A 21,584-nucleotide genomic window follows, 5' to 3' on the forward strand; every position below is an offset into this window, starting at 1 on the left:
GTTACTCCTAGGTCTTAAAACCTTCTGTCATGCTGAGCTTGCCAAGCATTACAGATGGCTATAAATCAGTAACTTTAGAATGAATACCCGGCCGTGAGGCGGAAGCTAGTGGGTGCCTCGGGCTGCCAAGTGTAGTAGCTGCCGATGGCGGCCGCGCCGCTGCCCGAAGCTGCCGTGAAAGCGCCCGCGGCGTAGTTGTAGCGGTTGGTGATGTTGTTTACCAAGAGGTTAACCCCTAGGTGCTCGCCCTGCCACGACACGCCGGCGTCGAGGCGGTAGTAGTTGTCGGGCAGTTTCACGCCCTGGTTGCCGAGGCCAGCGTAGCGCTCTACCTGCCACTGCATGCCGCCCGAGAGGCCAAAGCCCTTGAGCGCGCCGCGCTGAAAGCGGTAGTTCAGCCAGGCGTTGCTGTTGTGCTTAGCGGTGCCGCCCAGCCGGCGGCCGATGTTGGCCTCGTTGTTATCCTTTGTAATAGTGGCGTCAAGGAGCGAGTAGTTGGCCACCAGGTTCAGGCCCGATACCAGCTCGCCGGTAAAGTCGGCCTCGATGCCCCGCGAGCGCACCTCGCCGATGGCTACCTGGGCATTCGGAAACTGCGGATTGATGGGCTGGAGCGACTGCGCGATGTTGGTTTTGTTGATGTTGAACGCCGCCACGGTAGTGCTGAAGCGCCCGTCCATCCACTCGCGCTTGATGCCTGCCTCAATGTTTTTGCCACGCTGCGCTGGCAGTAAGTTGTTGTCAATGTCAAACGCCGTTTGGGCGATGTACGACTGGTCGTACACGGCGTACACAGCCGTGTTAGGCAGTACCGTGGCGCTCAGGCCGAAGCGTGGCGTCACCACGTTTTGCTTCACGCGGGCAGTCACGTTGTTGTTGGCCGAGTAGCGGGCGGCCACCGTCAGGCGCAGCACGTTGTCGAAGAAGCCAAGCTCGTCTTGCACGTACAAGCCGGTGTAGCGGGTCAGGCCCTTCGCACCACGCTGGTCAAGGCTGCGGGCGCGCAAGGCATCCTGGTCGCTGAGCGAAGTCGGCGCCGTGCTATAGTAAGTAGCCTGGGTAATGTCGAGCGGCAAGAAGCCCGCCGCCCCAAAGTCAGCCGCGTAGCTCTTGCTCGATGCATCGAGGCCCACAATGATGCGGTGCTGCACGGGGCCGGTTTCCACGGTGCCATTCAAGAAGGCCTGGCCTACCAGCGTGGTATTATCTACGTCGTAGAGGAACAGCGAGCGATTCAGTACGTTGGTGCCCGCGATGGCGCGGCCGCCGTTTACGCCGCTCACGTTGAAGGTGGCGTTGGGGTTGAACGAGCCCGCGGCTATCCAGTTGGAGAGGCCGCGCATGGCGTAGCGCAGGTAGCCGACCTGGCCGGTTACTTTCCAGTTGTCGTTGAGTTTGTGCTCGATGTTGACAAATGAGCTGTGGTCATTCACCCGCGACGAGCCCATGCTGGGGTCGTATACCGAGAAATCCTGGCTCAGGCTCTTGTAGCCGTTGGGCGAAAACACGTAGTTGCCGGCCACCGAGAAGTTCGAGTACTGGTACACGTACTGCGCCGTGATGGTCGTCTTGTCGTCGAGCTGGTAGCGCAGGCTGGGCGCCAGGGCCACCTTGCGGTTGAAGTCATAGCCTTGGTACGAGTCCAGGCTCTGGCCCATCACGTTGAGGCGGTATTGCAGCTTGTTGTCCTTGCTCAGCTTGCCGTCGATGTCGGCCGTGGCGCGGTACTGCCCAAAGCTTCCTAGGGTCAGGCCCACCGACTTGCGGCTCACGCCCGTGGGCGCCTTCAGCACCACGTTGTAGAAGCCGCCCGCATCCGAGTTGCTCAGCAAGAAGCCGCCCGGGCCTTTCACAAACTCCACGCGGTCGATAAACGAGGCATCCTCGGCCAGCGGGCCGAAGTAGTTGCCCGTGCTCATGCCGTTGCGCAGCGAGCCAAAGCCCGTATTGAAGCCTCGAATATTAATGCGGGCGTACACGTTGTTCCAGTGGCCGGGCGCCACCGCGCCGCTCACATTGCGCGTAATGCCCTCCACGGGCGTGAAAATCTGCTGGTCGGCCAGCAGTTGGTTGGTCACCACCTGCACGTTTTGCGGCGCTTCGAGCAGCGGCTCGCCTAGGCGCAACGAGTTAGAAGGGTTGGGGCGGCGGTAGCGGTTGTGCACGCCCGTCACCGATACTTCATCAAGGTCGTGCTGAGCTTCCGTGAGGACAAAATTCTGCTCATAAGGGCCATCAGTCAGCTCTACCTGGCGCTCTTGGGTCGCGTAGCCCACCATCCGGATACCTAAGGTGTAGGTGCCAGGCGTCACATTGGGCAGGCGGTAGTCGCCATTAGCATCGGTGTCGATACCCACGGTAGTGCCACGTAGCGCCACCGAAGCGCCCACTACCGGCTTGCCGGTTGCGCTATTGGTAATATGGCCTTGGATTACAATGTTTTGGGCAAAGGCAATGCTGGTGGCAAACAACAGCGGCAGGCCCATTGAGAGGCGACCTAGGGAAAGCGTACTACTTACAGACATTAAGTTTTGATGAAGGCGACGCTGCAAAGGTAGGCCCCGCCCAATACTTATTTGTAATTAGTCTAATTAAAAATAAGCCAAGCAGTCCTATTTAGGTTACTTTTGTGCTGGCTACCAACATCCTAAAAATCGAACAGCTACATGCCATCGGTGGGCTGGCGCAACCTCCGCCGCCTAGTCGTTGTTATGGTCTAAATTGCCAGCCCGGCAAGCGCTGGCCCTAGGTCCTGCTTTAGGCTAAGCGGCTTGCCATGGCTTGTTTATCAGCTCCTAAATCCTTAGAAATCATGTCTGCTATTTCCATCTACGCCGAGGCGTCGCCCAACCCTGAGAGCATGAAATTTGTGCTCAACTCCACCCTGCTGCCCGATGGCGTGAGCGTGGACTACCCCACCGTGGAGGCGGCCGCCAACTCGCCCATCGCCCAGGAGCTGTTCGGCTTCGACTACGTGGGTCGGGTATTCATCGCCCAAAACTTCGTGACCATCACCAAAACTCAGCCCGAGCTGGGCTGGACGAGCATCATCCCCGAACTGCGTCAGTTCATTAAGAGCTACGTAGAGGCTGGCGGCACGCTATTCACCGTGGACCCCGCTGCCGAGCAAAAAGCTGCCCAGGCCGCCAGCGCTGGCGACCCCACCCAGCAAGACGGCTTTACGAGCCAAAAAATCATTGACCTGCTCGACAACTACGTGCGCCCTGCCGTGGAGCAAGATGGTGGCAACATCACTTTCAAAAGCTACCGCGACGGCATCGTAACTGTGAACCTGCAAGGCTCGTGCTCGGGCTGCCCCTCAGCCACGGTAACCCTGAAATCGGGCATCGAGAACCTGCTCAAGCGCATGGTGCCCGAGGTAAAAGAAGTAGTAGCCGAAGGCGTATTGGTGTAATGCCAGCGCGCATTGCGCGATGAAAAGGCCGGGCATTGCCCGGCCTTTTTTTGTGTCGTTACTTTCGCCTGCATCTTGGCTCGCACAGCTTTGGAACAACTCATACTACCTGAACCTAAACCTGAGCCTACCGACCCGGCGGTGCCAAGCTACCCTACCATTGCAGAAAGCTGGGGCGCCTTGGGCTGGTTTGTGCTCTGCACCTTAGTAGCGGCGTTGCTGATACTGCTACCGGCCAGTATGCTTTTCCATCAGCAAAACCCAGCCAAACAATTGACTACGGCGGTAGCGGCTGAAGGCGGGCTACTGCTCACCATTTGGTGGCTGGCGCGGCGGGCAGGTACCCGCTGGCCTCGCTTGGGTGGGGGCGAGCAGGCGGCCTCATGGCGGCTCTATGTTTTGCTACTGCTAATAATGCCTGCCCAGGCCGTAGTGCTCACTACCCTATCGCTGCTGCCGTTACCTGACTGGACGGGAAAGACATTTATCGACTGGTCGCGCTATCCAGTGCTGGCCTTTGGTATAGGTAGTATTGTGGGGCCGGTACTGGAAGAGTATTTATTCCGAGGCGTATTGCTGCAGGGTTTATTACGCAATTATCGACCGTGGGTGGCTATAGCACAGTCGGCGCTGCTATTCGGAGTTTTTCACTTCAATCCTGCCCAAAGCCTGTCAGCGACGCTGATGGGCCTTGTAGTAGGCTGGCTTTACTACCGCACGCAGTCACTGGGGCTGTGCATTGGTCTACACGCGCTTAATAATGCGTTTGCATTTACTATGCTGCGTTTTTCGAGCACGCCGCGCTACGTAGTGCTGAGCAATCAACTTGGTGCAGCGGGCTACTGGGCCCTAGTGGCGCTGGCTGCTATGGTGCTGAGCGGCTGCCTGTGGTGGCTGCACCGCCAGCTGCCTGCTACCGACAACTAAAGTACAAGGGCGTTGAGCTACTGCGTAGCTCAACGCCCTTGTACTTTAGTAAGCTCTTCTAAAACACTACTTCCGATGTCGCTGCTTCACCGTGAAGTTGCGGCTCACAATGAAGCCATAATACAGGTTACCACTGAGGAAGGTCTTGGCTGTTTCAGCGATGAATTGCTTTTCTATCATGCCCTGCGAGTTGCTGACGTGGAGCTGAAAGATGTGGCCACCCGTTTCGATGTCCACGCCTAGGCCTACCGAATTGGACTGGTGAACTGCGGTGAACTTGCTCAGTAGATAATGGTACTCAGCATTAACCGAAAACCGCTTCGTAAGCTTATAGCGGCCCCCGGCCCCTAGGGCCACCACATCGTTGTTTTCGCCTTCGCGCTGCACCAGGTTGCGGTGGATAAAAGTAGGCACTAGCTGTAATGACAGCTCAGGGCTAAACTTCCGTGCTATTAGTGCCTGGTACGTATAGGCAGTGCGCAGGCCCAAGGTGCGGTCAAAGGCATCAGTGCGGTAAGAATCGGTAGTAATGGCCGCCGACGTAAACAGCGTGACCGATACGGGCATGGCGTGCAGCCCGGTGCTCTGGCGCAGCGCCCGGTATTTCAAGAAGCCATCCACCGTTTTGTCGAGCGACGAGCGCCCTAGCCCTACCTCCAAGCGGTCGCTAATGCCATACTCTAGCGCGATGCGCACCTTCGCATTGTCGAACCCGAAGAGCGAAGAAAAGCCTTCGTTGACGGTGCCGAAATTGTGCGAGAACAGAAAAACCAGCGTGCCCTCGCCAGGCGTCTCGACAGTGTGACCGTTGATGAGGCGCGTGCTCTTGAATGTAGCATCAACCACCTGGGTGGCAGGCGCGTCCTTCTTAGTTTCAGTTTCCAGCTGACCTAGGAGGTCGGTCTGCGCGTGGGCGGCCGGCACGGCCAGCCCCGCCAGCAGCAAGCCCAGCGTCGCAGCCCGGCCGATAAAAGTAGCTAATTGAGTCATATAAGGATAGATAATAAGTGACTAAGGTTGAGAAACTACATTAGGCGTTACAGCGTCGCAAGTGAGGTTCACGCGCACGCTCACCGACTTGGCAATGTGCTCGCGCACCAGCAGCGGAATGTCAATGGCGTAGTCGGCCGGCGCGATGTTGAAATAGGCGAATACTATTAGCTGGCCATCGCGCTGCTGTAGGGTGCCCGACACGGCTACTTTGTGCGATACTCCGTGCAAGGTCATCTGGCCTTCTACCTCCACATTCTGGGAGGCCGTGGGCAGCAGCTTTAGTACTTGGGCCGCGTTGACGACCTGGCCTGTGAAAGTGGCCTTGGGGTACTTCTCCGATTCCATGTAGTTCTCGTTGAAGTGCTCCTGCATGAGAGTGCGCTTGAACTGAAACTCCCGGATGGGCACCGCAAAGGCCAACTGCCCGGTGCTGAGGTCGAGCACGGCGGCTACCTTATTGTTGCGCGCCTCGATATCCTCCATAATGGAAGCCGAGAAAAACGAGATGACACCCGTTTTAGTCATGTACTTGGCCTGGGCACGCGCCCCCAGCGGCCCAGCCAGGCCCCCCAGCCACAGCAGAAGCCCGAGCAGCCAATACCGTTGCCGGCCGACGCTTCGTAGAAAACCAGTCATGGAGTAGAGAGGGAAGAAAGAACTAGCAGACACCTCCTAGCCACTTAGTTCTCGGGCGCCCCGGCATCAACCCAGGCTTGAATAAGAGCAATCTCGCAGGCCGACAGCTTCTGGCCATCCTTGGGCATGGGTTGGAAGCCGGGGGCATGGCGAATATTGCCAATAAGGTAGCTGACATTATCGCGGCCGTTGGCTGGTGTAGCGTAATACTTCAGACTAGCAAAGTCTTCCATATTCAGCGTGCTCGACGTCTCAGTCTTGTATTTGTCGGCGCTGTGGCAGCTATAGCATTGCTCCTTGAGAATGGGCAGGATATGAGCTTGGTAGCTTACCGTCACGGGTAGGTCGCAGGGTCTCGGAGGCTCATAGGTGTAAGAGCAAGCCGCTAGCAAACCGGCAATAGCTGTGCCTAAGAAGATAGTAGCAGTTTGGCGAAGTCGAAAAGAGATATATAATTTCACAAAACTAAGATTTAAGATAATGAAAATAATTTTTCTTGAGTAAGTAATATGCTAAACAAGATTCTTATAATTAGTATGTAAATAGCTTTAAACCACAAATATAGTTGAGAATGGGATTTTTGATGCTCAAACATACTAGCCGAACGTCATATTATATATGTCTTATATCGACAAGTATTCAATAGCATTCTGCCGTTGCTATTGTTGGGCTTGTTTTGAGAAGGGCGCTAACCTACGTAGGTCAGTAAAACTAGGATTAGCAGCACCCAAAAAATTTCGCTTTTCGCTAGTCAATTGGTTTTCCTAGGTGAACGCTAGCCGGAAGTGGCTAGCAAAGCCGGGCGTACTGCCCAGGTATGTAGGTAGCGTTCACCGGGCGGAATGAGCATAAAAAAAGCCCGACCAATGGCCGGGCTCTTCTAATTAAGCTTGAAGCTACCTATACAGTCGTACGCAGCTTGGGAGCGTCGCCAGATAGGGTGTCCACATCTTCGCCAGCGGCAAGGCGCTCGCGCGCCTCTTTCTTGCCGTAGGTGTCGAGGATGATGGGCGTGGCAATGAACAGCGACGAATAGGTACCGAAGATGATACCGATAATCATAGCAAACGAGAACGAACGCAGCGTTTCGCCACCGAAGATGTAGAGCACCAATACTACCAAGAACACCGTCGTGAACGTAATCATCGTCCGCGAGAAGGTCGAGTTCAGGGCTGGGTTCACCACTTGGGCAAACGTCAGCTTGGGGTTCTCGCGCAAGTATTCGCGCACGCGGTCATAGATAACTACGGTGTCGTTCATCGAGAAGCCGATGATGGAGAGCACGGCCGCCACGAAAATCTGGTCCATCTCGTAGTTCAGGCCAAAGGCGCGGGCGATGGGGTAGGTAGCAATAACCAGCAGCGCATCGTGGAAGAGGGCGATAACGGCGGCCATTGAATACTGCCACTTCTCGAAGCGGAACAGCACGTAGACGAAGATGCCCAGCAGTGTGAGACCTAGGGAGAGTACTGAGGTACGCTTGATGTCGTCGGCGATGGTGGCGCCTACTTTCGAGGTTGACTTAATAACCGGCGCGTCGGCCGCGAACTTGGTCAGGCCCTGGTTCAGGGCGGCTACTACTTTCTTGTCGGCTGCCTGCGTTTCGTCTTCGGCCAGGTAGCCGGTGGTGATGCGCAGGCGGTTGGGGGCGCCATACTGCTTTACTTCAAGGCCAGCACCTTGGAAGGTCGGGCGCACGGCATCAGCCACGTCCGACGAAACCACGGCTTTGTTGAAGTCCACAACATAGGAGCGGCCGCCCTGGAAGTCTACCCCCAGGTTAGGACCACCTTGCAGATACATCAGCACAAAGCCAATTACGATGATAATGGTCGAGGCCGCGTAGGCGATTTTGCGCTTGCCCACGATGTCGAAGTTGACGTTCTTGAACAGGTTGCGCGAGAGGGCGGTCGAGAAGGAGATGCTGCTCGTGGTTTTGCCTTTGATGAGGGCCTCAATGATGAGGCGCGACACGTACACCGCCGACAAGAACGAGGTCAGTACCCCGATACCTAGGGTCACGGCGAAGCTTTGCACTGGGCCCGTACCGAAGAAGCCCAGGATGATGGCAATGAGCATCGTGGTCACGTTCGAGTCGAAGATGGCCGAGAAAGCACGGTTGTAGCCCGCATTCACGGCATCGTGCAACGAGTGGCCGTGGTCAAGCTCTTCCCGAATACGCTCGAAAATCAGTACGTTGGCGTCTACCGACGAGGCAATTACCAGAATCAGACCAGCGATGCCGGGCAGCGTGAGAGCCGTCTGGAACTGTGCCAGCACCCCTAGGATGAGGAACATGTTGAAGAGCAGCGCAGCATCGGCCACGAGGCCGGCGCGGCCGTAGTACACGGTCATAAAGACCATGATAATCAGCAAGCCAGCCAGCGACGAGTACAGGCCCTGGTTGATGGCTTCTTGGCCTAGCGAGGGGCCTACTACAGCTTCTTCCACAATGCGGGTAGGAGCGGGCAGCTTACCAGCCTTCAGCACCTGGGCTAGGTCTTGAGCTTCTTCGATAGAGAAGCTACCCGAAATCTGGGTATTGCCGCCCGAAATTTCGCTCTGCACCACGGGGTCAGAGTAAACTACGTCGTCGAGCACCACCGCTACTTGCTTGCCGATGTTGTTGGCGGTCATGCGCTGCCACTTCTTAGCGCCGCTGGGGTTCATGCTCATGCTCACCTCGGGGCGGCCGGTCTGGTCGTAGTCCATGCGGGCATCGCTCACTACCTCACCGGTGAGGGGGGCAGCTGTGGTACCGGTGCGGTCTTTCTTCACGGCAATCAGGCGAATAAACGACTGGCCATTCTGGTCCTTGGGCTTAGAATCGTAGAGCAGCACCATGTTGGGCGGCAGGGTAGCGCGGGCTTCGTCCGAGCGCAGCAGACGGTTCACGCGGGCCGTGTCGCGTAGGTTCACGCCTAGGGCGCCGGGCATGGTGAAGTAGCGGGTGAGGGCGCCACCTTGCTGGGCTGCCGTGGCCGAATCAGCCTTGGCCTTATTGGCCGGGGTCTTTTTAGCTAGCTGAGCTGCCAGCGACGACGAGTCGCCCGCTGTAGCGGTGGTAGCCTTGGCGGTGTCGGCGGCCGGGGTAGTGGCTACTGCTTTCTCTTTGTCGGTCAGTACTTTGTCGAGCTGAATGAGGTAGGGAGCAAACTCCTGCTGGCCCCATACTTCATAAAATTCCAGCTTAGCTTGGCCTTGCAGCAGCTTGCGCACGCGGTCGGGGTTATCCACGCCGGGCAGCTCTACCTGAATGCGGCCCGTGCCTTTTACCCGCTGAATGTTAGGCTGGTTTACACCGAATTTATCGACGCGTTTGCGTAGAATGTCGAACGAGCGGTCGATGGCGTCCTCTTCTTCTTTATTAATGGCGGCCAGCACCTTGGTGTCGGTCGAAGAGCGGTCAATCTTGCGGTCCTTGTTTACCGAGTTGGCAAACAGCGGCGCCAGCTGCTTGCCGGGCGCTACCTCTTGGTAAGCCTGGTAGAACAGCGTAGTAAAAGGCGTGCTCGAATTGGTTTTTTGGCGCTCCTGGGCCAGGGCGAGGGCTTTATTAAAAGCGGGCTCTTTGGAGTTGCCGGCCATGGCGCGCACAATCTCTACGGGCGAAACCTCTAGGGTCACGTGCATGCCGCCTTTCAAGTCAAGACCTAGGCCGAGCTCGTTCTGGCGCACGTCGCGGTAGGTATAGGGCCCGAATACCGGGGCGCGCCATACCGAGTCGAGGTAGTGTTGGCGCTGCGCTTCGTTGAGCTGGCCATTGTGCGTGGCATAGGCCACTGCTTTCTGCTGCACCCCGCGCGAGACGTAGGTGAAGAACAGGAAGTACGCGCAAAGCACCGAAACCACGACGGTGAGCGCGATAATTACTCCTTTATTACGCATTAGTAAGTAGAGAATGAAGTATTTATACTTAGGAAAGGAAGAAGTTGAAAACGCAAAATGGGAACGAGGCTCCGAGAACCGGCCGAACAGTAGCGGCTAGTTCTTCATTCCTCAATTCCCATTTTTATCCTAAAAAATTAGGGCGCTTGCGGCGACAAAGCCGTGCTCAGCAGGCGCTGGCGGCAGAGCAAAGACACAAAAGCCCCAGCTTCTACCAGCGGGGCGGCCGCCACTGCCCGGCGCACCAGGCGCGGAAGCCAGGCCGCAGGCAGCGTAGCCGGCAGCCACCCTAGGGCATAGGTTGGGGCTACGTAAGTGTCTAGCGGTGAAGCTGCCTCAAGTACTACTTTCTGCTTGATAACCGTAGCCCGGGGCGCAACGCTCACGCGCGATTGCACGGGCGTGCTCACGGGGCGCAGCAAGCTCACCGTCCGGCCATTCAGGCCCAGCAGCAGCAGCAGCGGCAGCGCCACAAAGGCTACGCGCAGAAAATGCTTGAAGGGTGAAATTGAATTGTACATAGCCAGGACGGGGCTACAAATATACCTATTTCAAGTAACACATGCCAAGCAACGGGGCTGTTCAGCTATCGCGCAGTCCCTCAAATGCATATTGGGCCCCGCTCCAAAATTCATCGAGCGCCATAATGCGCGGCTTGAAAAACGAAATCAGCGTGGGCCAATCGTCGCGATTGAAGAGGTTGACGGGCTGCATCTCGGTATAGATACGGCTTAGCGGCAAGCCGTTGGCGTCGGTAGCATGCAGCTCCCAGCGCCAGGGCTCACCTAGGGCCTCGTGCAGCATGGGTTTTAATTCCTGAAACTGCTCGAAAAACAACTCGCGCACGCCCGCATCGGGCTGCGTAAGCTCGATGGCTATGCTGGCGCGGCGGGTGTCGGCCTGCATCCGAAAATACACGTGCTTGAGGCCGGTTTTGTAGTTAATCCAGTTGGTGGGCAGGCCCTCAGCCGAGGGCACCGGGGCCATGTACTGCCCGAAGGTGGTCCAGAAGGCCTGGCGGAGCTGGGCAGCTTCAGCTTTGCTATACACGCGTGCTAATCGAAGGTGGAGGAAGGCACCGCTACAGGCGCTAAGCGAGGCGGAAGCCAGCCATCAAAAAAATACTTGCTAAAAGCGGCGCCCTAGGCCTGCTCGGCCACTTTGCCCTTCAAAAAGCCCGTGAGCACGGCCAAGCCATTCTCAAAGTGCCGGTTGTTGGGAATAATGATATCGGCGTCGTCCTTGAAGGGTTGGATATATTTTTCGTAGGTCGGCGCCACATGGTTGGTGTAGCGGTACAGCACGTCGTCGAGGCCATAGCCGCGCTCGTCGCGGTCGCGCACAATGCGGCGGTGCAGCTTCACGTGCTCCTGGGCATCGATGTATACCTTGAGGTCGAGGAGCTTAGCAATTTCCTCGAAGTAGAACACAAAGATTCCTTCGACTACCACGATGGGTGCGGGCCGAAACACCAGCTCCTGCGGCACCACGTTGGGGTTGTTAAAGGTGTATTCCTTGCGCCGCACCTCGTGGCCTTCGCGTAGCTGGCTCACATCGGCGGCGTAGGCTGTCGAGTCGATGCTGCTAGGCAGGTCAAAATTCTCAAAGCCTTGGGCGTCACGCTCCTGCTGCTCGCGGGGGTGATAGTAATTGTCCTGCGAAATAAGGCAGATGTCGCGCTCAGGGAACGCGGCCAGCAGGCGCCGCAGAAACGTAGTTTTGCCGGAGGCGCTGCCGCCCGTGATGCCGACGAGATAAGGGTGTTGCATAACGGGGGACAAAGGTACGGGTGCCGCGTAATGCAGGATGGCTCAAGCGCCGCTGGCCGGCCCAGTGCGGCGGCATCCGCGCTGCTCCTTATACTTGCACAAGCTAGTAACTCCTTCTTTATGAAAAACCTACTTCTCGTGGCCCTAGGGGCACTGCCGCTGCTAGCGCAAGCGCAGGCCCCCGCCGGAAAATTTGTGCTGCAAGGCAAAGTAGCCAGCCCCAAGGTTACGAAGGCTTATTTGCGCTACACGCTCGATGAGCGCCGCGTGGTAGACTCGGCTGTGGTGAAGCGCGGGGCATTTCAGTTTCAGGGCACGCTGGCCGCGCCGGTAGCGGCCTACCTTACCCTGAGCCACGGCGGCACCACGCTGGCCAAATCGCACGACATGGCGCCGCTGTACCTAGAGCCGGGCACTCTCAAGCTTACCACCCCCGACTCGGCCAGCAAAGTGGCCATCAAAGGGTCGGCGCTCAATACCTCCGCCGCCCAGCTGCAAGCGCAGCTCAAGCCGCTCAGTGCACAATACCAAGCCTTGCTGCGCCAATACAGCGCTGGCCGCGCCGCGAACCTAGGCACCGCCGAGCTCGATAAAATAGAAGCTCGCGCCGATGCCAACGAGGAGGCGCAACGCGAAATAAAGTACGCCTACCTCACGGCTCACCCCGACGACCCGTACAACTTGTTTTTGCTGCCGCAGGCAGTAGGCTATGCCCCCGAGGCCAAAAACTACGCCACCCGCTTTGCGACGCTCTCGCCTAGGCTGCGGGCTACGCCGCAGGGCCAGCGCATCGCCGAAAAAATTAAGCTGCTGGAGCGCGTGGCCATAGGCGCTACGGCGCCCGACTTTACGCAGAACACGCCCGATGGCAAGCCGCTGACGCTGTCGTCGCTGCGCGGGCAATACGTGCTCGTTGACTTCTGGGCGAGCTGGTGCGGCCCCTGCCGCCAAGAAAACCCGAACGTGGTAAAAGCCTATACTGCCTACAAAGACAAAGGCTTTACGGTGCTGGGCGTATCGCTCGACCGCGAAAACGGCCGCGAGGCTTGGCTCAAAGCCATTGAGAAAGACGGCTTGGCCTGGCACCAGGTATCGGACCTGAAGTTCTGGCAAAACGACGTCGCTAAGGAATACGGGGTGCAAGCCATTCCGCAAAATTTCCTGCTCGACCCCAGCGGCAAAATCGTAGCCGTGAACCTACGTGGTGATAAGCTGCAAACTACGCTGAGCCAGTTGCTCAACCAGTCGAAATAAGTCCCTAGGTGCCATCGCAGCCAAAAAAGCCCGGCCTGAGAGGCCGGGCTTTTTTGGCTGCGTATAGCGTGTTATTCAGCGCTTTCTGCTTGCAGAAAGCGCGCGAGGCCTTCTACTGCCCGGGCCCGGTGGCTTAGCATGTTCTTCTCGGCCAGCGTCATTTCGGCAAAGGTGCGGCCGTCGCCTTCGGCCGGGATAAACACGGGGTCGTAACCGAAGCCGCGTCCCCCAATGGGTGCCTGCGCAATAGTGCCGGCTATCTCTCCGCTAAACTCGTGCACGTGGCCGCCCTCCAACACCAGCGAAACAACCGTGCGGAAGCGTGCCTCTCGCTGGGGCTGGGTAGCCAGCTCGTGCAGCAGCTTGGCCACGTTAGCAGCGTCCTTACGCTCGGGGCCGGCGTAGCGGGCCGAGTACACGCCGGGGGCGCCCCCTAGGGCGGCTACTTCGAGGCCCGTATCGTCGGCAAAGCACGCCACACCGTAGTTATCAAACACGTACTGCGCCTTTTGGCGGGCGTTGCCTTCTAGGGTGGGTTGAGTTTCGGGCAGCTCCTCGTGGCAGCCAATGTCGGCAAGGCTCAGCAGCTGCACCGCGGGCGGCAGCAGCAGCCGAATCTCATCTAGCTTGTGGGCGTTGTTGGAGGCAAAGCAGAGGCGCATAAGCAAAAAAGTAGGCGAGCGTATAAAAATAAAAAACCGCGCTGGCCCGGCGCGGTCATAAGACAAAAATGCTACAAAAGCCGGTAGCAATACCTCTGCTACCCGCGCCGCTGCCTAGCGAAACCCCAGCTTGATAAGGCGCCAGTAGCGGTACAACCCACTCGTGAGCCCGCCGGGAGCGGTAGAGTCGGTGGCGTGGGGCGGAATACCCGACCAGTTAGCTTGGCCACTTATCAGGTGGCCGCCGGTCGGTTTTGTTGCTGCTCCGCCATACCCAAAATAAGTAGGCGCCGGCCAGGCCAGGCGAGGAGGGACTGGCGCTTGCACAGCCAGCGCAACGCCTTGATGCGAGCTGAGTGCGAAGTTGTTAGCAATAGCTATCCTAGGTGCTCTCCACGTCAGGTGCAGGGCCGGGTTGCTGGGCCTGGCGGCGCTCCAGAGCAGAGCTGCGGCTAGGAGCACCCCAGCGCCACCCGCGGCCAATGGCCCATCTCGCCGGGGGCGAAATCGCCCACCGGAAAGCCTACGAAGTACATAGTAATAGTGCACAGGCAGCGCCAACCGCTGAAGCGGCCGATACTCAAATATAGGCTAGGCAGCCCAGCGGCAGCCCGCTGGCGCCTCGCGAATGGCCAAGCCTTTGCTAGGACCCTAGGCCGCTGATTGTCAAATCGGCGCGAAGCGTTGATTTTTCGGCGGTTAATTCGTACTTTTGCAGTCCCTTCCGCAAAACCGGCAGGGTTTAATAGGTAAAACGGCCCTCCCGATATGAAAAAGGAAACCCATCCCGAGTACCGCCAGGTAGTTTTTCAAGACACCTCGTCGGACTTCAAATTTTTGACCCGCTCTACCATGACGTCGGCTGAGACGATTCAGTGGGAAGACGGCAACACCTATCCGGTGATTAAAATCGAAGTGAGCAGTGCTTCGCACCCCTTCTACACCGGCAAGAACATGTTCATCGACACCGCCGGCCGCGTGGAGAAATTCCGCAGCCGCTATGCCAACAAGAGCCAGAGCAGCGCCAACAAAGGCTAGCTTTTTCTGGGCTGTTAGCTGCTGGCTACAAGCTGTTCGCTTTTTAGTAAGGGCTCCTTTCGGTTTAGCTGAAAGGGGCCCTTGTCGTTTGGCCCAGCCGGCCGGGTTGTACTTTCGCGCCGCCGCCGTAGCCAGTAGCCGGCTGCTGCTAGCTAATTGCTTATCAATATGCACGTTCTGTTATTCGACGACCCGGCCATTCGGCCTCATCTATTACCCTTTACGTTTACCCGGCCTGTGGCCGCGCTGCGCTGCGGCATCCTCACGCTAGCCGAGAAGTGGCAGCACCACCTAGGGGTGCCGGCCGTGGGCTACCTCACGCAGTCATACCTGCAAGCCAAGTTTCCGCCCGGCGAAGTAGCTGGCCCGGCGTTGGTTATCAACGGCGCGGTGTGTCCCGATGCCCTGCTGGTGCGGCAGGTACTAGCCCTAGGTGCGGGTGAGGGTCTCTACTGCGATGAAGTGCTGGTGGCCGCGCACCTCGCCGATGCCGGCCAGGTAGCCGAGCTCATTCAAGATGGCCTGCGCGAGCAAAAGCAAGTAGCCGAGCCCGTAACCGTTATCAGTCGGCCGTGGCACTTGTTTCTGCGCAACGGCGCCGAAATTCGGCGCGACTTTGCGCTGCTCACGCAGGGCCGCACCTCGCAGCCGGTCGGCGATGCGCATACCATTGTGTACGCACCTGAGAATATATTTATCGAGGAAGGGGTAAAGATTCGCGCCGCCATCCTCAACGCCGAAAACGGACCTATCTACCTAGGCAAAAATGCGCAGGTGCACGAAGGCGCCATCTTGAAGGGCCCGTTGGCCGTGGGCGAAGGCAGCCATGTGAACGTGGGCGCCAAGCTGCGCGGCGACAACACCATAGGCCCTTTCTGCAAAGTGGGCGGCGAGGTCAGCAATAGCATCCTGATGGGCTTCAGCAACAAGGGCCACGAGGGCTACCTCGGCAACTCGGTTATTGGCGAGTGGTGCAACCTAGGGGCCGACACCAACACAAGCAACCTCAAGAACAACTACGCCCCCGTGAAAGTGTGGAGCCACACCGCCCACCGCTTCGTAGACACCGGCCAAACCTTCTGCGGCCTGATGATGGGCGACCACAGCAAGGCCGGCATCAACACCATGTTTAACACCGGCACGGTGGTAGGGGTAGGGGCCAATATTTTTGGGGCGGGTTTTCCGCGCCAGTTCATTCCGTCTTTTAGCTGGGGTGGGCCCGCGGGGTTTGAGACCTTCCGCCTTCCCAAGTTCGCGGAAGTGGCTGAGCGGGTGCTCTCGCGGCGCGGCCTAGGGTATGATGAAGCCGAAGAAGCAGTAATGGCTGAGGTATTCAGGCAGACGGAGGGCGACCGGGTGTGGGATAAGGCCAAGTAAGTTAAAGTTGGGTTTACTCAAACGTTGCGTGTGTAGTCATAGGGCTGGTATAAGGTAGTGTCTCTTTATCCTAGTTGCTTGACCGCTAAGTACTACAGAACTTAAGATGCTTCCTGCCTCTGCATGACAGAATAAAAAAGCTTTATCTTTTGTCTGACGTCCAACTCAGAGCTACTATAGTTTTCGTGCAGTTTCAAGACATCCCCAACCAGCTTGCCCTTAAAGAAGTCCTGCGCCAGTCGGTGCAGCGCGGGCACGTGGCGCATGCCCAGCTCTTCCGGGGCAGCGAAGGCTCAGCCGCGCTGGCCTTGGCTTTGGCCTACGCGCAGTATCTCAACTGCGAAGACCGTACTGCTGATGCTGCCGATAGCTGCGGCCATTGCCCGGCGTGCCTGAAAATGGGTAAGCTCGCGCATCCCGACCTCAACTTCATCCTACCTACTACCACCACCAAATCGGTACCTAAGGATGCCACGAGCGCCAAGTTCGCGGCCGAGTGGCGCACCTTCTTGGCCGAGAACCCTTACCAGGGCTTCAACGATTGGATGCAGCACATCGGGGCCGAGAACAAGCAGGGGAGCATCTCGAAGGAGGAAGCTGGCTCGCTACTCAAGCTAATTTCGCTCAAGGCTTTTGAGGCTAAATTTAAAATCGTTATCATCTGGCTGCCCGAGCTGATGCACCCCGCGGCCGCCAACGCCGTGCTCAAGCTGCTGGAAGAGCCGCCGCCCGCTACTATTTTTCTGTTGGTCAGCCACGAGCCCGAGCGGCTGCTGCCCACCATTCTGAGCCGGGTGCAGCCGGTGGCGGTGCGTCCTTTTTCGGAAGACGATATTGCCGCCTATGTTGCCGAGCACTACCACGTGCCCGAAGTAAAAGCGCGCCAAGTAGCCCAACTCGCCGAGGGCAACCTAGGGGCCGCCATTGCCAGCCGCGAGAAAAGCGCCGACCACGACTACGCCGACTTCTTCATCAAATGGATGCGCAAGTGTTACGGCCTCAAAATGACCGAGGTGATGGCGCTGGCCGATGAATTTCAGAAGATGGGCCGCGAAAACCAGAAGGAGCAGCTCAGCTTCTCGCTGGGACTGCTGCGCCGGGTGTTGCTTTTCGGTCTCGACCCGCAGCTGGTGCCCCACCTGGCCAGCGGCGAGCAGCAGTTTGTGCAAGGGTTCAGCAAATTTGTGACGCCGCGCAACGCCGACCAGCTTACTGAGGAGCTAAATACCGCCCACTACCACATCGAGCGCAATGCCAACCCGCGCATGGTGTTCGTGGATGCGTCGCTGCGCATGGGCCAGCAGCTACGCCGCGCGTAGCAGGCTGTGGGGCAAACTGCAAAGTCCACACTACTTTTTGCCGACCTTTGCGCCATGCGCCGCTCCCTTGCCACCTTGCTACTCATCAGCCTGAACCTAGGCACTGTGCGGGCGCAGGTGGTTGGTCCCGACCCTAGGTACCCCGCCGACACTGGCATTCACCAAGGTCGCTTCATCGGGGTGGTAGCAGGCACGGCGATAGTGTACGCCTTGACTACCTACTTCTTAGGCAAAACCTGGTATACGAAGCGCGTGCCGTTTCACAGCTTCAACGACAACGGCGAGTGGCTGCAAATGGACAAGATTGGCCACGCTACCACGAGCTACGCCATCAGCCGCGGCGAGTACGAGCTGTTTCGCTGGAGCGGGGTCAACGAGCGGGCGGCGGTACTCACGGGCGGCCTCATTGCGCTGCTCTACCAAACTACCATTGAGGTGTTTGACGGGCGCTCCGAAGGCTGGGGCTTTTCAAAAGGCGATATGGCGGCCAACCTTACGGGGGTGGCGCTCTTTATGGGCCAGCAGTACGGCTTTGGCGAGCAAAAAGCTAGCTTGCGCTACGGCTGGCGCCAGAGCATTTACCCCGCCTATCGGCCCAACCTGCTCGGTCACCACGCTGGTAACCAGATGCTGAAAGACTACAACGGCCAGCAATACTGGCTGTCGTTCAATATGGCGTCGGTGCTGCCGGTGGGGCCGTCGTTTCCGCGGTGGCTCAACCTCGACCTAGGCTATAGCGCCAGCGGCATGACGGGCGGCCACGCCAACCCGCCTTACTTCGATGCCGCTGGTAATGAAGTGAAATTCCGGCGCTACCGGCAGTTTTACCTTTCGCCCGACATAACGCTGGCGCAGTTGCCGGGCCTGCGCACCAGCGGTGCCCAGCCGCTGATAAGCGCTGGCCAGTTCTTCAAAATTCCCGCGCCGTCGCTGGAGTACAATCCGGTGCACGGGCTCCGCGTTCATCCTTTGTTATTACCCAAAGACTAACCTTTGAGCGGGGCGCCGTGTTTGCTTTTGTTCAGGCGCGTCGCTTAGCCACTCCTTGCTACCCGGTCCGCTCGCCTTGCACTTCGTATGTCTGATAGTCCTATCCGCCTCGCCACCCGGGCCTCCCGCCTCGCCCTCTGGCAAACCGAGCACGTAGCCAGCCTGCTCAACCAAGCCGGCCTGCCCACCGAAATCGTGCCCATGCAAACCACTGGCGACCAAGTACTCGACCGCTCGCTGGCCAAAATTGGCGCAAAGGGCGTCTTCACTGAAGAGCTGGAAGAAAGCCTGCGTCGCGGCGACACGCACCTCGCCATCCATTCGGCCAAGGACGTGCAAAGCACCATTCCGCCCGACCTGGAGCTGCTGGCTTTTTTAGAGCGCGAGCAAGTCAACGATGTAGTTATCAGCTTTAAGGAGGATTTTGATATCACTAAGCCGGGCATCGTGCTGGGTACCAGCAGCACCCGCCGCCGGGCATTGCTGCGCCGCTTCTACCCGCAGGCCACCACCGCCGAGGCCCGCGGCAACCTCCAAACCCGCCTGCGTAAGCTCGAAGAGGGCCAATACGATGCCCTAGTGCTGGCCTACGCCGGCGTACACCGCATGGGCTACGACGGTCTCATCCGGCACGTGCTGCCCACCGACCAGTTTGTGCCGCCCGTGGGCCAGGGTAGTATCGCGGTCGAAAGCTCGCGGTTTCTCGACAAGGACTTAAAAGAAAGAATCATCCAGGCTCTAGACCACCCGGCCACGCACCGCTGCCTGCTAGCCGAGCGCGCCTTTTTGCGCACCATGGAAGGTGGTTGCAGCATTCCATCTTTCGCGCTTGCCACTCTCTCCGAAACGGGTGACATCACGCTGCACGGTGGCCTCATCAGCCTAAGCGGCGAAGAATACATTGACTTTACCCAGATGGCCCCCGCTGCTCAGGCCGAGGGCCTTGGCATGGCTGTGGCCGAGCAAGTGCTGGGCCATGGCGGCACCGCCATTCTGGCCAGCATCCGCGAGCAGCGGGGCGAGCTATAGCTATCGGCGTACGTTAGATTTACTGAGGAAAAGACTGACCTTGTTTTATTTAGCTATGAATAAGTACTTCTTCCGCTCATTGCTGGCAGTCTGTTGGCTACTCAGCTTGCCTGCGTGGGCGAGCAAGCCAGTGCTTAAGAGCAAGAAAGACGAGGTGGTGACTATCACAACCAGTCTAGGTGATATTCGGCTGATTTTGTTCGGCGATACGCCCCTACACCGGGCCAATTTCTTACGCAAAGCCAAGGCGGGCTTTTACAACGGCACTACGTTTCACCGCGTCATTCCGCAGTTTATGGTGCAAGGCGGCGACCCTAACTCGAAGGATAGCGACCCCAACAACGATGGCCAGGGCCCGGCCAACGAGCCGACGATTCCGGCAGAGCTTGCCGCCGGGCACAAGCACGACTACGGCGCCGTAGCCGCCGCCCGGCAGGGCGACTTCGTGAATCCGCAGCGTGCCAGCAGCAGCAGCCAGTTTTACTTAGTAGAAAACCACCAGGGCACGCATTTTCTGGACGGCCAATACACGGTGTTCGGGCAGGTTATTCAGGGCCAAGAGGTTATTGATAAAATAGCGGCCTTGCCCAAAGATGGCCGCGACCGCCCGCTCACCGACCTGAAGATGACGATGAAGGTGGAGCGGCTCCGCAAAAAGAAAATCACGCAGCTCTACGGTTACGCCTACTAAGCCCAGTTCGGGCCACCCTAGGTCCTCCTATGCTCATGAAAATTTTGATAACCGGTTCCAATGGCTTGCTGGGCCAAAAGCTGGTGGCTCTGTTGCGCCAGCAGCCCCAGGTGGCCGTGGTGGCCACCGCCCGCGGCGCCAATCGGCTGGCCGACCTCTACCCGGACCTGCGCTTCGTGCCTCTTGACGTAGCCGATGCCGCGCAGGTGCGCCAGGTGCTGGTGCAAGAGCAGTCCACGCACGTTATCCACACGGCCGCCATGACGCAGGTAGACGAATGCGAACTCAACCAAGCCGCTTGCTGGACGCAGAACGTAACGGCCGTAGAGTACCTAGCCAGCACGTGCGCCGACCTAGGTATTCACCTGACGCATCTTAGCACCGATTTCATTTTCAACGGCTCGGCTGGGCCGCTGGCCGAAGACGCCGTGCCGGACCCCATCAGCCACTACGGCGAAAGCAAGCTGGCTGCCGAGCGCATCGTGCAGGCCACACCTGACCTGCGCTGGGCCATTGCCCGCACCGTGCTGGTATACGGCACCGTGCACGGCGGTGGGCGCAGCAACATCGTGCTGTGGGTGCGCGACTCGCTTCGTAAGCAGCAGAAGATAAAGGTGGTAGCTGACCAGTGGCGCACCCCCACCTTGGCCGAAGACCTAGCCTTGGGCTGCTGGCTGCTGGCCCGCCACAGCGCCCAGGGTATCTACCACCTCAGTGGGCGCGAGCTGCTAACGCCCTACCAAATGGCGCAGCAGGTGGCCTCCTTTTATGACCTCGATGCCACGCTAATAGAACAGGTCGATGCCTCTACTTTCACGCAGCCGGCCCGGCGCCCGCCCCGCACAGGGTTTATTATTGAGAAGGCCGAGCGTGAGCTGGGCTACCAGCCACGCAGCTTTGCCCAGGGTATCGCCCTGCTGGCGCAGCAAAGCGAGTAGGGGCACCTAGGAAGGCAAGAAAAAAACCCGCTGGCAGAGCCAACGGGTTTTTCAGCTATAAACCTTCCGCTTTTTAATAAAAGGACACACTATACTGGACGCTGTATAGACCACCTGGGATAACGATAAAGTAGGTGGCAAACGCGCTGGCTAGCGTGCCAGCGCGCTGATAATCAAAGTTGAGAGGGCCAGAAGCCCACGAGCAGCCCGCCAACCAGCAGCGCAGTGCGCTGGCGCAGGGCCGCTTCACCAAGGGCACGCGGCACCAAGCGGCCGTCGGGCGTCATGAAATCGCGCTCGGCTGAGAGGTAGGAGCAATCCTCCACGAGGCCACTGGCTGGCGATAATGCTTGGTTGAAACAAAAAGTAGTGCTCATGGCAACGGCAGAAATAAGGCAGTAGAACAAGTAGTCCATAAGTGGGGACTCAAATTCTAATACAATTTTAGGGCGTTGCGAAAGCCAACTAAAGGACAAACCTGTTTTTTCTACGACATCGAGGATGCTTAATGTAGGCAGGTAAAAATCATATAAAAGAACAAAATATTTTTGGCTAGCGCTGCAGTTAATGCTATTAACGTGCACAAAAATAGCATGTTTATGGCCGGATAATGAGTATCAGGTGCAATTAAACGATAGGCTATTTTGTCAAGAAAAGA

The 21,584-nt window shown here is 58.1% G+C and carries 21 protein-coding genes; 10 read left to right on the forward strand and 11 right to left on the reverse strand.

All coding sequences use genetic code 11. The features are described from left to right. Nucleotides 1-74: 74 nt before the first annotated feature. Nucleotides 75-2,525, reverse strand: a complete 2,451-nt coding sequence (locus tag JAO77_RS08015) for a TonB-dependent receptor (protein ID WP_198989819.1) — start codon at nt 2,523-2,525, stop codon at nt 75-77. Nucleotides 2,526-2,812: 287 nt separating this feature from the next. Between JAO77_RS08015 and JAO77_RS08020 the strand changes: the two genes are divergently transcribed. Together JAO77_RS08020 and JAO77_RS08025 are read left to right on the forward strand one after the other, a co-directional pair. Beyond that, entirely contained in the window at nt 2,813-3,415 is a 603-nt protein-coding gene (locus JAO77_RS08020) for a NifU family protein (RefSeq protein ID WP_198989820.1), read from the forward strand. Nucleotides 3,416-3,505: 90 nt separating this feature from the next. Next, the gene (locus JAO77_RS08025; protein WP_198989821.1) at nt 3,506-4,342 is read left to right on the forward strand and encodes a CPBP family intramembrane glutamic endopeptidase; all 837 of its coding nucleotides are present in this window, start codon (nt 3,506-3,508) and stop codon (nt 4,340-4,342) included. 66 nt (nt 4,343-4,408) lie between these two features. On the opposite strand, the gene JAO77_RS08030 is transcribed toward JAO77_RS08025, so the two are convergent. From JAO77_RS08030 to JAO77_RS08060, 7 genes are all read right to left on the reverse strand, one after another. Then, a complete protein-coding gene (locus tag JAO77_RS08030; protein ID WP_198989822.1) occupies nt 4,409-5,332 on the reverse strand; it encodes a DUF5777 family beta-barrel protein in 924 nt (307 codons plus the stop codon). Nucleotides 5,333-5,353: 21 nt separating this feature from the next. Further along, on the reverse strand, nt 5,354-5,971 hold the full coding sequence (locus JAO77_RS08035) for a YceI family protein (RefSeq protein ID WP_198989823.1): 618 nt from the start codon (nt 5,969-5,971) through the stop codon (nt 5,354-5,356). 44 nt (nt 5,972-6,015) lie between these two features. Next, on the reverse strand, nt 6,016-6,432 hold the full coding sequence (locus JAO77_RS08040; protein WP_198989824.1) for a hypothetical protein: 417 nt from the start codon (nt 6,430-6,432) through the stop codon (nt 6,016-6,018). A gap of 439 nt (nt 6,433-6,871) precedes the next feature. Beyond that, nucleotides 6,872-9,859, reverse strand: coding sequence for a protein translocase subunit SecDF (gene secDF, locus JAO77_RS08045; protein ID WP_198989825.1), 2,988 nt, complete (start codon nt 9,857-9,859; stop codon nt 6,872-6,874). A gap of 137 nt (nt 9,860-9,996) precedes the next feature. Continuing rightward, a complete protein-coding gene (locus tag JAO77_RS08050; RefSeq protein WP_198989826.1) occupies nt 9,997-10,380 on the reverse strand; it encodes a hypothetical protein in 384 nt (127 codons plus the stop codon). A 61-nt stretch (nt 10,381-10,441) separates the two neighbouring features. Next, on the reverse strand, nt 10,442-10,909 hold the full coding sequence (locus JAO77_RS08055) for a DUF4268 domain-containing protein (protein ID WP_198989827.1): 468 nt from the start codon (nt 10,907-10,909) through the stop codon (nt 10,442-10,444). A 92-nt stretch (nt 10,910-11,001) separates the two neighbouring features. Next, nucleotides 11,002-11,628, reverse strand: a complete 627-nt coding sequence (locus JAO77_RS08060) for a uridine kinase family protein (protein WP_198989828.1) — start codon at nt 11,626-11,628, stop codon at nt 11,002-11,004. Between the two features lie 120 nt (nt 11,629-11,748). On the opposite strand from JAO77_RS08060, the gene JAO77_RS08065 reads away from it, so the two are divergent. Next, a complete protein-coding gene (locus JAO77_RS08065) occupies nt 11,749-12,882 on the forward strand; it encodes a TlpA disulfide reductase family protein (RefSeq protein WP_235998307.1) in 1,134 nt (377 codons plus the stop codon). A gap of 71 nt (nt 12,883-12,953) precedes the next feature. Here the strand turns inward: JAO77_RS08065 and rdgB are convergent, their stop codons facing one another. Together rdgB and JAO77_RS08075 are read right to left on the reverse strand one after the other, a co-directional pair. After that, complete coding sequence (gene rdgB, locus JAO77_RS08070) at nt 12,954-13,544, reverse strand: RdgB/HAM1 family non-canonical purine NTP pyrophosphatase (RefSeq protein WP_198989829.1); 591 nt, start codon at nt 13,542-13,544, stop codon at nt 12,954-12,956. A 114-nt stretch (nt 13,545-13,658) separates the two neighbouring features. Further along, on the reverse strand, nt 13,659-13,871 hold the full coding sequence (locus JAO77_RS08075) for a hypothetical protein (RefSeq protein ID WP_198989830.1): 213 nt from the start codon (nt 13,869-13,871) through the stop codon (nt 13,659-13,661). A gap of 441 nt (nt 13,872-14,312) precedes the next feature. Between JAO77_RS08075 and JAO77_RS08080 the strand changes: the two genes are divergently transcribed. The 7 genes from JAO77_RS08080 (at nt 14,313) to JAO77_RS08110 (ending at nt 20,926) form a co-directional block, all read left to right on the forward strand. Further along, nucleotides 14,313-14,582: a type B 50S ribosomal protein L31 gene (locus JAO77_RS08080; protein ID WP_144848474.1), complete on the forward strand. Its 270-nt coding sequence runs from the start codon at nt 14,313-14,315 to the stop codon at nt 14,580-14,582. A 168-nt stretch (nt 14,583-14,750) separates the two neighbouring features. Continuing rightward, on the forward strand, nt 14,751-15,959 hold the full coding sequence (locus JAO77_RS08085; RefSeq protein WP_198989831.1) for a GlmU family protein: 1,209 nt from the start codon (nt 14,751-14,753) through the stop codon (nt 15,957-15,959). Nucleotides 15,960-16,108: 149 nt separating this feature from the next. Then, complete coding sequence (locus JAO77_RS08090) at nt 16,109-17,278, forward strand: DNA polymerase III subunit (RefSeq protein WP_213019353.1); 1,170 nt, start codon at nt 16,109-16,111, stop codon at nt 17,276-17,278. Nucleotides 17,279-17,332: 54 nt separating this feature from the next. Then, nucleotides 17,333-18,268, forward strand: a complete 936-nt coding sequence (locus tag JAO77_RS08095; protein WP_198989832.1) for a DUF2279 domain-containing protein — start codon at nt 17,333-17,335, stop codon at nt 18,266-18,268. A gap of 87 nt (nt 18,269-18,355) precedes the next feature. Continuing rightward, the gene (hemC, locus tag JAO77_RS08100) at nt 18,356-19,297 is read left to right on the forward strand and encodes a hydroxymethylbilane synthase (RefSeq protein ID WP_198989833.1); all 942 of its coding nucleotides are present in this window, start codon (nt 18,356-18,358) and stop codon (nt 19,295-19,297) included. A 55-nt stretch (nt 19,298-19,352) separates the two neighbouring features. After that, nucleotides 19,353-19,988, forward strand: a complete 636-nt coding sequence (locus JAO77_RS08105) for a peptidylprolyl isomerase (RefSeq protein WP_198989834.1) — start codon at nt 19,353-19,355, stop codon at nt 19,986-19,988. A gap of 35 nt (nt 19,989-20,023) precedes the next feature. After that, nucleotides 20,024-20,926, forward strand: coding sequence for an SDR family oxidoreductase (locus tag JAO77_RS08110; protein ID WP_198989835.1), 903 nt, complete (start codon nt 20,024-20,026; stop codon nt 20,924-20,926). Nucleotides 20,927-21,099: 173 nt separating this feature from the next. Here JAO77_RS08110 and JAO77_RS08115 read toward each other — a convergent pair whose 3' ends face one another. Continuing rightward, nucleotides 21,100-21,303 carry a hypothetical protein gene (locus tag JAO77_RS08115; protein ID WP_198989836.1) on the reverse strand — a complete coding sequence of 68 codons (204 nt, stop codon included), beginning with the start codon at nt 21,301-21,303 and terminating at the stop codon, nt 21,100-21,102. Nucleotides 21,304-21,584: the final 281 nt, after the last annotated feature.

The organism is Hymenobacter sp. BT559 (assembly GCF_016427535.1).
Taxonomy (GTDB): Bacteria; Bacteroidota; Bacteroidia; order Cytophagales; family Hymenobacteraceae; genus Hymenobacter.